This window comes from Nocardia africana NBRC 100379 (assembly GCF_001612635.1).
GTDB classification, from domain to species: Bacteria; Actinomycetota; Actinomycetes; order Mycobacteriales; family Mycobacteriaceae; genus Nocardia; species Nocardia africana.
The window spans coordinates 168,771-181,483 of sequence record NZ_BDAV01000017.1 but is presented as its reverse complement, the minus strand read 5'-3'; the positions used below and the strand labels follow the sequence as shown (position 1 = coordinate 181,483).

General features: G+C 67.1%; 10 protein-coding genes. 3 read left to right on the top strand and 7 right to left on the bottom strand.

Annotation, left to right across the window (positions count from 1 at the left end; translation table 11 throughout):
* Window positions 1-123: 123 nt before the first annotated feature.
* Window positions 124-1,737, top strand: a complete 1,614-nt coding sequence (locus tag NA3_RS29190; RefSeq protein ID WP_062967045.1) for an MFS transporter — start codon at window positions 124-126, stop codon at window positions 1,735-1,737.
* Between the two features lie 68 nt (window positions 1,738-1,805).
* Here NA3_RS29190 and NA3_RS29185 read toward each other — a convergent pair whose 3' ends face one another.
* Window positions 1,806-3,974, bottom strand: coding sequence for a putative bifunctional diguanylate cyclase/phosphodiesterase (locus NA3_RS29185; protein ID WP_063917805.1), 2,169 nt, complete (start codon window positions 3,972-3,974; stop codon window positions 1,806-1,808).
* A gap of 116 nt (window positions 3,975-4,090) precedes the next feature.
* Between NA3_RS29185 and NA3_RS29180 the strand changes: the two genes are divergently transcribed.
* Complete coding sequence (locus NA3_RS29180; protein ID WP_062967043.1) at window positions 4,091-4,897, top strand: SAM-dependent methyltransferase; 807 nt, start codon at window positions 4,091-4,093, stop codon at window positions 4,895-4,897.
* A 47-nt stretch (window positions 4,898-4,944) separates the two neighbouring features.
* Window positions 4,945-5,379, top strand: a complete 435-nt coding sequence (locus NA3_RS29175; RefSeq protein WP_157126605.1) for a protease inhibitor I42 family protein — start codon at window positions 4,945-4,947, stop codon at window positions 5,377-5,379.
* Window positions 5,380-5,448: 69 nt separating this feature from the next.
* On the opposite strand, the gene NA3_RS29170 is transcribed toward NA3_RS29175, so the two are convergent.
* From NA3_RS29170 to NA3_RS29145, 6 genes are read right to left on the bottom strand one after another with little or no spacing between them, the layout of a single operon-like run.
* Complete coding sequence (locus NA3_RS29170) at window positions 5,449-6,462, bottom strand: UbiA prenyltransferase family protein (protein WP_062967039.1); 1,014 nt, start codon at window positions 6,460-6,462, stop codon at window positions 5,449-5,451.
* A 28-nt stretch (window positions 6,463-6,490) separates the two neighbouring features.
* Entirely contained in the window at window positions 6,491-7,291 is an 801-nt protein-coding gene (locus NA3_RS29165) for an SDR family oxidoreductase (RefSeq protein ID WP_084491965.1), read from the bottom strand.
* Entirely contained in the window at window positions 7,288-8,259 is a 972-nt protein-coding gene (locus NA3_RS29160) for a DUF1702 family protein (RefSeq protein WP_062967035.1), read from the bottom strand. The genes NA3_RS29165 and NA3_RS29160 overlap by 4 nt, the downstream gene beginning before the upstream one ends.
* A gap of 36 nt (window positions 8,260-8,295) precedes the next feature.
* Window positions 8,296-9,336 (bottom strand): RnfABCDGE type electron transport complex subunit D, encoded by a 1,041-nt coding sequence (locus NA3_RS29155; protein WP_062967033.1) that lies wholly within the window; start codon window positions 9,334-9,336, stop codon window positions 8,296-8,298.
* Window positions 9,333-11,342, bottom strand: a complete 2,010-nt coding sequence (locus NA3_RS29150; RefSeq protein WP_062967031.1) for a CRTAC1 family protein — start codon at window positions 11,340-11,342, stop codon at window positions 9,333-9,335. Before NA3_RS29150 ends, NA3_RS29155 begins: the two co-directional genes overlap by 4 nt.
* Window positions 11,339-12,709 carry an aminotransferase class I/II-fold pyridoxal phosphate-dependent enzyme gene (locus NA3_RS29145; RefSeq protein ID WP_062967030.1) on the bottom strand — a complete coding sequence of 457 codons (1,371 nt, stop codon included), beginning with the start codon at window positions 12,707-12,709 and terminating at the stop codon, window positions 11,339-11,341. Before NA3_RS29145 ends, NA3_RS29150 begins: the two co-directional genes overlap by 4 nt.
* Window positions 12,710-12,713 lie beyond the last annotated feature (4 nt).

Genomic DNA, 12,713 nt, shown 5'->3' with positions numbered 1-12,713 from the left:
GCGGTGTCGTAGGGCGTCGAGATGCGCGAGTTCGGTCCCACTGAGCGGGTTCGGTGATATTCGGACCACCCGGAATGTGACACGGTTCACGCCATCTTGTTCACCTGTCACTCCGGAGGGCATATGTCCACCTCCCTCGAAGCGACGTCACCGTCGGAGCCGGTCGATACCACCGGCCGCCTCAACGGCGCGTCCCCACTGCGCATTTTCACCGTGCTCGCGGTGATCGTGTTGTTCACCGAGGTCGCCCCCATGCAATTCGTCATGGTGTCGGCGGCCTTGCGTCAGATCGCGCCGACCTTCCCCGACCAGGGCGCGAACATCAACTGGGCGATCATCATCTTCGGCGTCATCGGCGCCGCGGCCTCGCCGCTGATCGGCAAGATGAGCGACATCTGGGGCAAGAAGCGGATGTTCCTGCTCTGCGGGGTGCTGTTCCTGATCGGCTGCGCGCTGTGCGCGATCACCAGCAACTGGATGCTCTTCCTGCTCGGGCGGGGTCTGCAGGCCACCGCGATCGCGACCGCGGTGATCTCCTACGGCCTGATCCGCGACCTCATGCCGCGCAAATACGTGCCGATCGGGCTGGGCGTGGCCTCCACCGGCCTGGGCGTGTCGGCCGTGGCCGGACCGCTGATCGGCGGCTACATCGTCGACCATCACAGCTGGCGGGCGATCTTCTGGTTCCTGTTCGTCTTCACCGTGATCATGCTGCCGCTGGTCGCGCTGATCGTGCCGGAGTCGCGGCTGCGGACGCCGCAGCGGCTGGACTTCATCGGTGCCGTGCTGCTGGCCGCCGGTGCGGTGCTGACGCTGATCTACCTCGACAAGGGGCAGGATTGGGGCTGGTCGAAGCCGTCGACGCTCGCGTGGCTGGTCGTCGGGCTCGTGCTGCTCGCCGCCTTCCCGATCGTGGAAATGCGTGTGCGGCAACCGATCATGGATATGAAGCTGCTGTTCCACCCGCGCGTGAGCGTGGTGCTGTTCGTCTCGCTGCTGGCGTCGTTCACGATCGGATACCAGGGCTACGCGGTGGGGTACATGACCCAGTCTCCGCCCGCCGCGGATGTCACCGCCGGGATCGTCCAGGGCACCCTCGCCGAGATCCACGCGCAGACCGGGCAGATGTTGCCGGCGCAAGCTGTGCAGGTGGTCCTGAATCCGGGCTACACCTACGGCGACAACCTGACGCTGCTCGGATACGCGGTGCACGTGGCGTTGGCGCAGGCGGTGCTCGGCATGATCGCCGGACTGATCGGCGGTTTCTGGATCCGCCGTTCCGGTGCCCGGCTGCCTCTGATGTCGGCGCTGGTGGTGATGGTGCTCAGCGGGCTGGCCTATGCGGTGCTCGATCACGGCTGGAGTGTGATCGCGCTGATCAGCGCCGTGTACGGCCTCGCCTTCGGCCTGTACTACGCCTCGACGCCGAATCTCATCGTGGAGGGCGTCCCGGCCGAGCAGCAGGGCATCAGCGCGGGCATGCTCGGGGTGATGCAGTCGATGGGCGCTGCGATCGGCATCGCGGTGGCGACCGCCTTCCTCAATGCCAATCCGGTGCGTGCCGATATCTCGGTGGCGGGAAATCATGTGGCCACCAAGGATATTCCGCTGTTGTTCGCCGACCGCGGATATGAGCTGGGCTTCTACTTCGTGGCGGTGTCCGCCGCCGTCGCGCTCGTCGGTGTCGTGTTCATGAAGCACGGCCGCAGCGCGGCCACCGGCGGTACGGCGTACTGATTCCGGGGCGAACGCGGGCGGTGCGGTGGCCGATGCCGGTCACCGCACCGCCCGCCCGCACGGAAAGGTCAGCGGGCGTGCGGATTCGGCGGCGTGCCGGGCAACTCGAGCGGCAGCGAGCCCGGCTCGTCGAGTTCGCGTTCGAGCAGATCCGCGATCACGTCGGCATGCACCGGGTGGTGGAAGTACCAGCCCTGAGCGGTATCGCACTGCAGTCCGAGCAGCCGGTCGGCCTGATGCCGGGTCTCCACACATTCCGCGGTCACGCTCAGGCCCAGATCGTGGCTGAGATCGATGATCGTCTCCAGGATCAGCAGATCGCTGCGGCCGACGGTGCCGGCATTGCGGATGCGATGGATGAACGGCCCGGCCAGTTTCACCACGTGCAGCGGAAGCTGGCCCAGATAGGCCAGATTGGAATAGCCGGTGCCGAAATCGTCGATGGCGATGCGAATGCCGGATTCGGCAAGAGTGTGCAGCGCCTGCAGCGGTCGTCCGATCGCGTGCATGAAAGTGCGCTCGGTGAGCTCCAATTGCAGACGGTCCGGGGGGATTCCGGTGTCGGCGACGATCTTCTGCACCCGCTCGAGCCAGGCCGGATCGGCGACCTCCTCCGCCGAGACGTTCACACTGACCACCGGCGCCTTGTCACCGAAGCGGTCGCACCAGCGCCGGCCCTCCCGGCATGCCTGTTCCAGCACCACCGTGCCGAGCGCGATGATGTGGCCGCCGCCCTCGGCCAGGTCGATGAATCGTGCCGGGCTCAGAATTCCCAGCTGCGGGTGGTGCCAGCGCACCAGGGCCTCCACCGCGACCGGCCGGTGGTCGCCGAGATCCACGATCGGCTGGTAGTCGAGGAAGAATTCGCCGCGGGCCAGTGCGCCCGGGAGATCGGCGAGTAGTTCGGCGCGAGTGTGCTCGCGGCGGCGCCGGCTGGGGTCGAAGACCGCATACCGGCCGCGGCCGTCGGTCTTGGCCCAGTACATGGTGGAATCGGCGGCCTGCAGCAGTTCTTCGGTGGTGGTTTCGGCGGCCTGTTCCGAGATGACGCCGATGCTGACCCCGATCCGCAACCGGTGCCCGTCGATGTCGAACGGCACGGTGAACGCGTCGAGCACCGTGCGGGCCAGATCGATCAGTTCGCGCCGGCGGCGGGTGCGGGGCACCAGGATGACGAATTCGTCGCCGCCCATGCGGGCCACGAGATTGTTCTCCCCGACCGCGCACGCGCACAGCCGGGCCGCCGCGCGGGTGAGCAGTTCGTCGCCGATGGAGTGGCCGAAGGTGTCGTTGACGGCCTTGAAATGATCGAGGTCGACATAGCAGAGGCCCACTCGCGCATCCGGATCGGCGAAGGCCTCGGTGAGCGCGTCGAAGAACCGGGACCGGTTGGCCAGGCCGGTGAGTGGATCGTGATGGGCCCGGTAGCTGAGTCGCTCGCGCAGTTCGCGCTGTTCGGAGATGTCCTCGACCAGCACCAGCGTGTACTGCGGCCGCCCGTGGTCGTCCCGGATCAGCGAGACGTTGATATTGGTCCACACGGTGTGCCCGTCGCGATGGCGATAGGCCTTCTCCATCTGCGCGTGGTCGTGATCCCCGCGCAGCACACCCGCATACAGCTCCCACATGCCCGGCGGATCGTCGGGATGGGTGAGGTCGGTGACCTCGAGTTCGTACATCTGTTCCGGTTCGTAGCCGAGCATGGCGGCGAACGCGTTGTTGACCTCGATGATCCGGCCGGTCATATCCGACAGCCCCGTGCCGATCCCGGCCTGGGAGAACACGGCCCGCAATCGGGCCTCACTGGCGCGCAACTGTTCCTCCACCACACTGCGCGCCGCGATGTCGGCGGTGCGCACACTTTCCTGTTCGCTGAGCAGCCATGCCCGGAACGCTCGAACATAACCGCCGGCGAAGGCGCCGATCAATTCCGCGGTCCGTCCGGAGGCGATGTCGAGTTCGGCGAAGTAGGTGGCCAGCACCGTCATGGTGCGGCCGAGGACCTCGTCGCCGACGAAATGAGCGCGAGCCAGATCGCCGCCCAGTTCGGCGACCCGCGCGGTGCCGCCGGAGTCGGCGGCGTCGATCAACCCCCGGGCGAGGATGAGCAGCAACTGGTGGGCCTCGGAAACGCTCATGGGTACGACGTGATCGCGGACCCCGCCGCCGAGCGCCGCTGCCCATCGGTGCGCCAGGTCGGCGTGCGGACCGTCGTGTTCGGACCCATCCCACGCCATGTCGATGATGGTAGCGGGGGCGTGGACTTCATGTGAACCGCGGGAGTTTCGCACGTGTGTCGAATACGATTGCGTGGCTTCGCCTTCCGGCGGGGTTGGATTCCAGAGAGGTTGCGATGACCAGACCCAGTTGGGCGCCGGAAGGTATCGACCTGGATCGGCCCAGCGCATCCCGGGTGTACGACTATTTCGTCGGCGGGATGCACAATTTCGAGATCGATCGCACACTGGCCCGCCAGATCGAATCGTTCACTCCGAATGTCGCCGAAACCATGCGGGCCAATCGAGATCTGTTGCGCCGCTGCGTGCGTCATCTGGTGGACGCCGGCATCACCCAATTCCTGGATCTGGGCTCGGGCATTCCGACCGTCGGCAATGTGCACGAGGTGGCGCAGGCGCGCAATCCGCAGGCGCGGGTGGTCTACGTCGATATCGACCCGGTGGCGGTGGCGCACAGCCGGGCGATTCTGGACGGCAATCCGCATGCGGCGGTCGTTCAGGCCGATGTCGCCGAGCCGGACAGGATTCTGAACGATCCGCTGGTGCGGGAGGTGCTGGACTTCGACCGGCCGATCGCCGTATTGCTCTTGGGAGTATTGCATTTCGTCCCGGACGAGGCCGATCCTGCCGGATGTGTGGCACGACTGCAGCAAGCCGTCGTCCCGGGCAGCTATCTGGCGATCACCCATGCCACCGCCGACGGGCAGCCGGTCGAAGTGCTGGAGGCGCAGAAGCTTTCGGGACGCACCTCGACCGAGATCGTGCTGCGCGACAAGGACCATATCGCGGGATTCTTCCACGACTGGCCGCTGCTGGAACCGGGACTGGTGCATCTGCCGCTGTGGCGGCCGGACAATCCGGCGGATGTGGGGGAGCATCCCGAATTCTCCGGTGCCTATGGCGGTTTGGCATTGCTGAGCTGAGCACGACTGTAGGGTGTGGACGCCCGTTTGAATATGGAAGGAATGCGGTGCGTACACCTTTGCTGATGGTTGTGTTCGGTCTGGCGCTGACGGCCGGTGGGGCGAATGCGGTTGCCGGGGCCGACCCGATTCCCGCGGTGCCCGGTGCCGTGCAGGCGGTATCGGAGCCGATCATCGTCGGTACCGACGGCGACGGCGGGACCACGACCCTCGATGTCGGTCAGGAACTGGCGGTGGCCCTGCCCGACAACCCGACGTCCGGTTACGTCTGGCAGATCGGTGACGTCGACCGCGGGGTGCTCGCTCAGGAGGGTGATCCGGTGTTCCGGCCGGGCAGCTCGATGCCGGGTGCGCCCGGTACCAGCGTGTGGACCTTCACCGCGGCCCGCGCCGGCAGCACCCGGCTGAGCCTGGTGTCGGTGCGGCCGTGGGATCAGGCCAACCCGGGCCAGCGGTTCTCGATGACCGTCACCGTGCGGTAATACGTTCGGTATCGATACGGCCCGTCACCGGAAGGGACGGGCCGTTCGCGTGTGGGAGCCCGCGCGCGGTCAGCGCGCGGCGAATACGGCGGCCGCGGGAACGACGGTGACCCACGACACCAACGCCACCATCGCGGTGAAGAACTTCGCTCGCGCGCGCAGCACCGGCATCGCCGCATCGATATCGGACGACCACACCCGCACCAGCGTGCTGCCCACGAAACCGAGCGCGATCAGCACGCCGGCCCCGTACGGCACCAGGCTCCAGGTCGCACCACGCAGCGCCACGGTCGCACCGGCCACCATCAGCGCGCCGGTCAGCACCCGGGTGAACGATTCGATCAGCGAGGTCCGCAGCCCGAGGGCGCGCACGGAGGTGAGGATGTCGTGTTCGGTGTCCTCGGGGAGGTCCTCGGCGGTGTTGATCGAGAACAGCCCCGTCAGTGTCAGGCCCATTCCGAGGATCGCCACCAGCGCCGCGACCTCGATGCCCCGGTCGTAGAGCCGCAGAACGACCAGGCCGGGGAAGACCATCGTCATCAGATAGGTGAAGGGGATCTGCCAGAACCCCGCGGACTTGAAATGCCATGGCGGCAGCGAATACTGCAGCAGCAGTCCGGTTCCGAGCACGATCAGCGGCAGCAGATCCGGATGGCCGGTCGCCCACGTCAGATAGAGCGCGGACACGCCGATGAACGCGGTGGTCGCGTAGATCTGGCGGGCGACGAACCGCACCCCGAGATCGCGCACCATCCGCGAGAACTTCGATTTGTAGTCCACGTCGACCCAGCGGTCGGCCAGGCAGTTGGCGACGTGCAGCAGCTGGATCGCGGCGGCGAGCATGAGCGAGGCCACCAGCATCGGCACTGTCAGGATCTCGTCCCACGACCGCGCGCTGAACAGGACGTCGGCGGCCATGATGCCCATCGACATGGGAGCGATCTCCGGTCTGGTCAGCCACAGCGCGTAATGCAACCGCAGATGAACCGGCAGCGCGATGCCCTCTTCGCCCGGGCCGGGTGTGAAGATGCGGTGCAGCTGCGCGCGCAGCGATCCGGCGGCGTAATCTACGGTGCCTGCCACGGCGAATGTCCTTCCGGTGGGGCGGTTCTCATGGCCGCGACGCGCGTGTCTTCGCGATGCTCCGGCGGAAGAACGGCCGCGCGAAGTCTTCCGGGATATTGGCCCAGCGCAGGAAGAACGCGGTCAGCGGATCGACGGTGATGTGGGCCCGGCCGCGTTCCATTCCGCGCACGGCGGCCTCGGCGACCCGGTCGGCCGGCAGCGGCGCGATCGACCCCGTGATGGCCTTGGTTTCGGCGGGCTTGCGCAGATTCTCGCGCTGCAGGCCCGGGGTGTCGGTGTCGGCCGGATACAGCACCGACACCGAGATCCCGTGCGGCTCGGCCTCGTAGCGCAGGCACAGGCCGAGCTGCCGCACGCCGGCCTTGGTCGGCCCGTAACTCGAATAGCCCGTGATGCCGAGAAATGCCGAGGTGGAACTGAGCAGCAGAATGTTGCCGCGACCGCGTTCGACCATTCCGGGGTAGACGCTGCGCACGGCGTACACCGATCCCAGGTAGTTGGCCGCCATCTGGATGTCGAACTCGTCGTCGGCCAGATCGAGGAAGCGGCCGGGCAGGGTGAGCCCGGCGCAACAGGCCAGTGCGGCGCAATCGCCTTGGCGCGCTTCGAGGTCCTTGATCGCGGCGGCCAGCCCGGCCCGGTCGGTGACATCGGCGGCGGCCCATTCGGCGCCGATGCGCCGCGCGGTGGCGGCCAGTACCGGTTCCCGCCGCGCGATGACCGATACGCGCGCGCCGCGGCGGGCGAAGGCCGTCGCCACGGCGGCCCCGATTCCCTCCGAGCCGCCGGTGACGATGACGTGACGGCCGGTCCAGTCCACCCTCATGCGTCGTCTCCCGGTGCCGCGGCGAGCACGCCGAGCCGGTCGCGCCAGGCCACATAGGCGCCGGCCGTGCCGTCCTGCGGCACGTCGGCGAAGGCGCGATCGATGAGCGCCGCGGCCTCGTCGATGCCGCGCCCGGTGTAGGTCCGCACGGCGACGTGGGTATGCGCGGTGGCGTTGTCGGCCTGCTGCCGGATCTTGGCGACCATCGCCGAGCCGGCGGCCAGCTGGGTCCGGAACTGCGGTACGCGGGCCAGGATCGCCTCCAGATCGGCGGCCTCGACGCCGCCGGCGAACGTGGTCGCGATGCCGATGCCGTCCCAGAGGTCGGGGTGGCGGTTGCTGTCGAATTCCTCGATCATCTTCGCGACCCCCTCGACGGAGCCGCCGCCGATGAACCACAGCGCGCGGCCGATCCCCTGATCGATGGCGCGGTGCAGGGGCGCCGGGTCTCCCATCCAGCGCGGCAGGCGGTTGTCGACGTAGTGGCGGCCCACCCATTTCTCGGTGTGGAAGAAGGCGTTGTAGAAGCCGTACCCGTCCAGGGCCAGCCATCGGTAGCTCTCGTGTTTCGGAAGGGTCTTGCGCCACAACGCCTTCGGGATGCGGCCCATTGCCAGGCCGACCCCGACGTACATGGTCAGAGCGTGTTTCGCGGCCGGGCCGGCGATCAGGTCGTGCGCCCGGTGGCCGAACGGGGTGATCGAGTCGACGGCGGCCAATCCCGTCGCGGCGCCCTCGAAGGCGAAACCCTGATACTGCTGCGGAAGTGCCGCGATCGTGGCGATCACCTCGTCGTTGTTCTTGCTGCGCACCGCCATATCGATACTGGAGGCCAGGTGGGTGGCGACCCGTTCGAGTTCGGCGGCGGTGGCCGGGCTGGGTGCTGCGAATCCCGGTCGGTTCAGCGGCGATTCCTGGGAGCCGGTGCCGAGCAGGAGAGAGCGAATCGGTCCGAAGACGGAAGGCATGGTGGTCTCGATTCTGTTGCTGCGAGGTGTTTTCGGTCAGGAGGGAACCGGCGCGGGTTCGGGCGCGGGCAGCGGCTCCCGCACCCGCACGGAAACCGGATCGCGGTCGAATTCGGCGCGGCGCCCGAGCCATTCGCGGATATTGCGCGACCACCAGTAGATGCCGCGCACGGCACAGACGATCACGAGGGCGAAGAACAGACCGAACGAGACGTGCAGCACCATCAGGATCCCGTACATGATGCCGACCGAAGCGCCGAACGCGATTTGGTTGCGGGTGCTGAACGGCGAGGTCGCGGGGTCGGTGATCATGTAGTTCGTGTAGAGCACGAAGGCCAGGCCGGTGATCGGCGTCAGCGCGGCGATCATCGAGATATCCGGTTCGAACAGGCCGCGCAGCACCGCCTGCAGGACGAATGCCGCCAGCCAGGCCAGGATCAGTGGCGTCTTCTTGGTGAGCTTGGCGTTCAACATGGTTCCCGCCATCAGCAGGCCCAGCACGATCAGTGCGTCGGCCGGACCCGAGATGTTCTCCACGAAGTGGTACGGGCCGACCACCGCGATCTGGGGGAAGAGCAGAAGCGATACCACGATCCCGAAATTCGACGGGTTCATGAAGTGCTTCATCTTGCCGTTGATCTTGGCGCGCAGCACCCATTTGGTGCCGACGGCGACGGTGATGCCGAACATGATGGGCAGGAATCGGTCCGCCGCGTACATCAGGAAGTTGAAGGCCAGTCCGGTGATGTGCGCCGGCATCAGGAACACCATCAGCCCGCGTAACCCGTTACCGAGATATCCCGGCCGGCGCCGGTAGGCCCAGGCGGCAAGGGTTTCCAGTGCCAGTTCGACGACGTAGGCGGTCGCCGCGGACAGGAACGGCCACAACCACGGCTGCTCGAAACCGAGCCAGAGGAAGCCGAGGATGTTGAAGAACGTCAGTGAGGCCGCGAAATTGCGCAGCGCGAGATAGCGCGGATCGCGCCCCTCCTTGTCGACGCCGATGATCCTTCGCCACCGGGGCAGTTGCGAACGATCGGGAGCGTCGCCGCTGTGATCGGTAGTGTGTGCGCTCACCGGGTGACCTCCCGCGCGTCGGAATCGAGAACCAGGGTGTGGCGGCCGGGCCGCAGCTGCAGTTGCTGGGTGTGGAACTCGCCGTGGTTGTCGCGCCAGCTCAGCGTGACGGGTAGCGGTGTCGCGGCGTCGATGTCGCCGAGACCCAAGTGGATTTCGGTGGCGCGCTTTCCGGCGTGGCCGCTACCGCCGTCGAGCTGGGCCACATGTGGTTTCCCGTCCGGAGTGGTGACGGTGACCTCCGCGCCGAGGGCGGGGGAGCCGGGGATCGGCTGACCGGCGATCGTGGTTCCCCCCGAGGCGGTGTTGGTGGGCGGGGTGAACAGGCGCAGGCCGAGATACTGCCCGAGATCGGGAGAATCGTTGCGGTAGTAGACCGGTGCCTCCCATTGGCGGGCGACGGCGAAGCTCAGCCGTCCGGTGCCGGTGGAATCGCCCACCGCGATACCCCTGGTCGGGGTCGCCGCGAAGACGTTCAGAGCGGGCGAGATGTTGGTGAAATTGCCGTCGGCGTCCTGGACGAAGAAGCCCATCCGGTTGTTGCCCGCCAGATCGGAGTCGGCGGTGTATTTCGGCCAGGCCCAGGGATATTTGGTCAGATCGTCGTTCATCGTGGCCATTTCCTGCACCTGGGGCCAGCGCGTGGTCTTGCCTTTGAACATGCCGTTGCTCTGCACGATCTGCGGACGGCCGCTGTTGTCGAAGTCGTCGATCTTGGTGTCCCACGACCAGCCGTCCCAGGCCAGGCCCTTGCGCACCGATTCGTTGCGGAAGGGGGCGATGCCCGAATTCAACTTCTCCGCGGCTTCTTTCGGGTTCCGGGCGGTGTTCATGAAGGCGAGGTTCGCCTCGACGATGCCCCACCGCTGCGCGATATTGCTGACGAACAGATCGGGCATACCGTCGCCGTCGAGGTCGCCGAAGTCGGCGCCCATGCCTTTGAACGAATCATGGCCCAGCACGAAGGATTTCGGATCGGTGGGCCCGCGCGTCCCTTCGGCGAGGGTGAATCTGATCGCGCCGGGAGTCGAGCGGTTCACGAACAACCGGTCGGGTCCCATATCGTTGGCCACGTACAGCGACGGCAGTCCGGTGCCGGTCAGGTCCTGGGTGGCGGTCGCGATGGTCCAGCCGTTGGTGGTGCCTTCCGGGAAGGCGTTGAACACTTCTCGGTAATCCGCGGTGGGATCGGCGCCGCCGGTGGCGTGTTCGAAGGTGAGCAGGTGGTCGCTGCCGGCGTTGGTCGCCTTGGAGAACGATTCGTTCAATGTCAGGCTGTGGGTGCCGTCCGGGCCGATGAAATCGCTGTCGGGGAAGTAGTTCCCGATGAAGACGCTCGGATTTCCGCTGCCGTCGAAGTCGGCCACGGACGCGGCGAGAGTGAACCAGCGCGCCCCCTGATAACTGCCGTCGGGAGCCGCGGGGGAGGGCACCAGCTCGACCGGTTTGAACGCGCTGTTGTCCAATTTCGTGGCGCCGGCACGCGGCAGGAACACGATCGGCGTGCGGCCGCCGTAGTACACCAGCAGCCCCATCCTGCCGGAATGGTCGAAGTCGCCGGGGATACATCCGGTCGGCGCCATCTTGTCGTCGGTCGGCAGCGGCGCCGGATTCAGGACGAAGGGCGCGTAGCGGGTGGTGTCGCTGTCGGGCGCCGGGGTGACGATCACCGAATCGGACCGTGAGTCGACCAGGCACAGATCGTCGGCCTTGCCGTTGCCGTCGATGTCGTTGATCGCCACCGCCGAGTTGACCGACGACATCCACGCCACCACGTGTTCGTAGCGGGGTTCGATATGGCGGATCGTGCGCTGGGGTAGCCCCGGTGGCAGCGCGATCGGCATCTCGGTGAAGTGGAATCGGTGCGCGAGCGCTCCGTTCGGATCGTCGGATACCGGCGCGACCATGGCCGAATGCGCGGGCACCAGCAGAATTCCCATCAGCGCGAGGGAGGCCAGCGGCACCAGCGCTTTGCGTAGCAGAGAGGTCGATACGGGCAGTTTCACGAGTTCGGACCCTCTTCCGTGGTGAAGCCGTCGAATATCCGGCGCAGGGTGGTCAGTGCCGCGTCGAGCTGATCCTCGGTGTGGCGGCAGTTGACGAAGAACCGCAGGCGCGCCTCGCCGGCGGGGACGACCGGGTGGCCGATCGCATTCGCCATGACGTCGTGCTCGAGCAGTTGCATCGAGGCGCGGACGGCCGGTTCGTCGGCGCCGGTGATGATCGGCGTGATGGGGGTACCGGCGCCGTTGCCGGTGTCGAAGCCCAATTCCTGTGCGCGGGTGAGGAAGTACCGGCTGTTGTGACGCAACGCGGCGACGCGCTGCGGTTCGTCGTGCAGCACGGCCAGCCCTTCCAGTGCTGCCGCGGCGGCCGAGGGGGCGGGGGAGGCGGTGTACATGCTCAGACCGGCGGCGGAGTATTTGAAGCCGTCCACCAGTTCCCGGTTGGCGGCCAGATACCCGCCGACGCTGCCGAGCGCCTTCGACAGCGTGCCCATCCATACGTCCACGGCGTCACCGGGCAGGTCGAACAGTTCGCGTGCGCCGAGGCCGCGCTCGCCCAGCACGCCGAACGAATGCGCCTCGTCGATCATGACCGAACAGTCGTAACGCCGTGCGACCTCGATGATCTCGGGTAGCCGCACGATGTCGCCGTCCATGCTGTAGACGCCCTCGAGCAGGACCATCGCCCGGTCGAAGGACCGCCGCGACATGCGCAGTATCGCCTCCAGTGAGTCGGGATCGTTGTGCCGGAACGTGACTCGCCGGCAGCCCGCCCATTCGGTGCCGGAGACGATGCTGTTGTGGATCAGCGAATCGCACACCGCCAGATCGCGTTTGCCGAGCAGGAAGGCCACCGCGGCGGCGTTGGTGAGGAATCCGCTGGAGGTCACGATCGCCGCGTCGGTGTCGTAGACGCGCGCCAGTTCGGATTCCAGTTCACGGTAGAGCGGAAGTTCACCGGCGACCAGCCGCACCGCGGCCGCCGAGGTGCCGTATGTCTGGATCGCGGCCGCCGCGGCGGCCTGCACCCGCGGGTCCGCGGCCAGATCCAGATACCCGAAACTGCTGAAGTTCAGCATGTCCCGGCCCGCGAAGCGGGTCCGCGCCCCGCTGACACCCTCGTGCGGCAGATAGTAGGGGTTCAGCACTCCGGCCGCGGTGGCCCAGCTGTCGAACCGGGCCCACTTCTCGGCGGCCTCGATGACGCCGGGGTGGTCGCGAAAATCGGTGCGGCGCACCGATTTTTCGGTCGCTGTCGCCACGGTGACCGCCGTGGTGGTCGCTGCCTGCGCGCCGCCGTTGCCGGGATCGTGTTTGGACATCAGAGCCCGAGCGACCGCCCGCGCATCCATACTGTCGGTCGTCATCGGG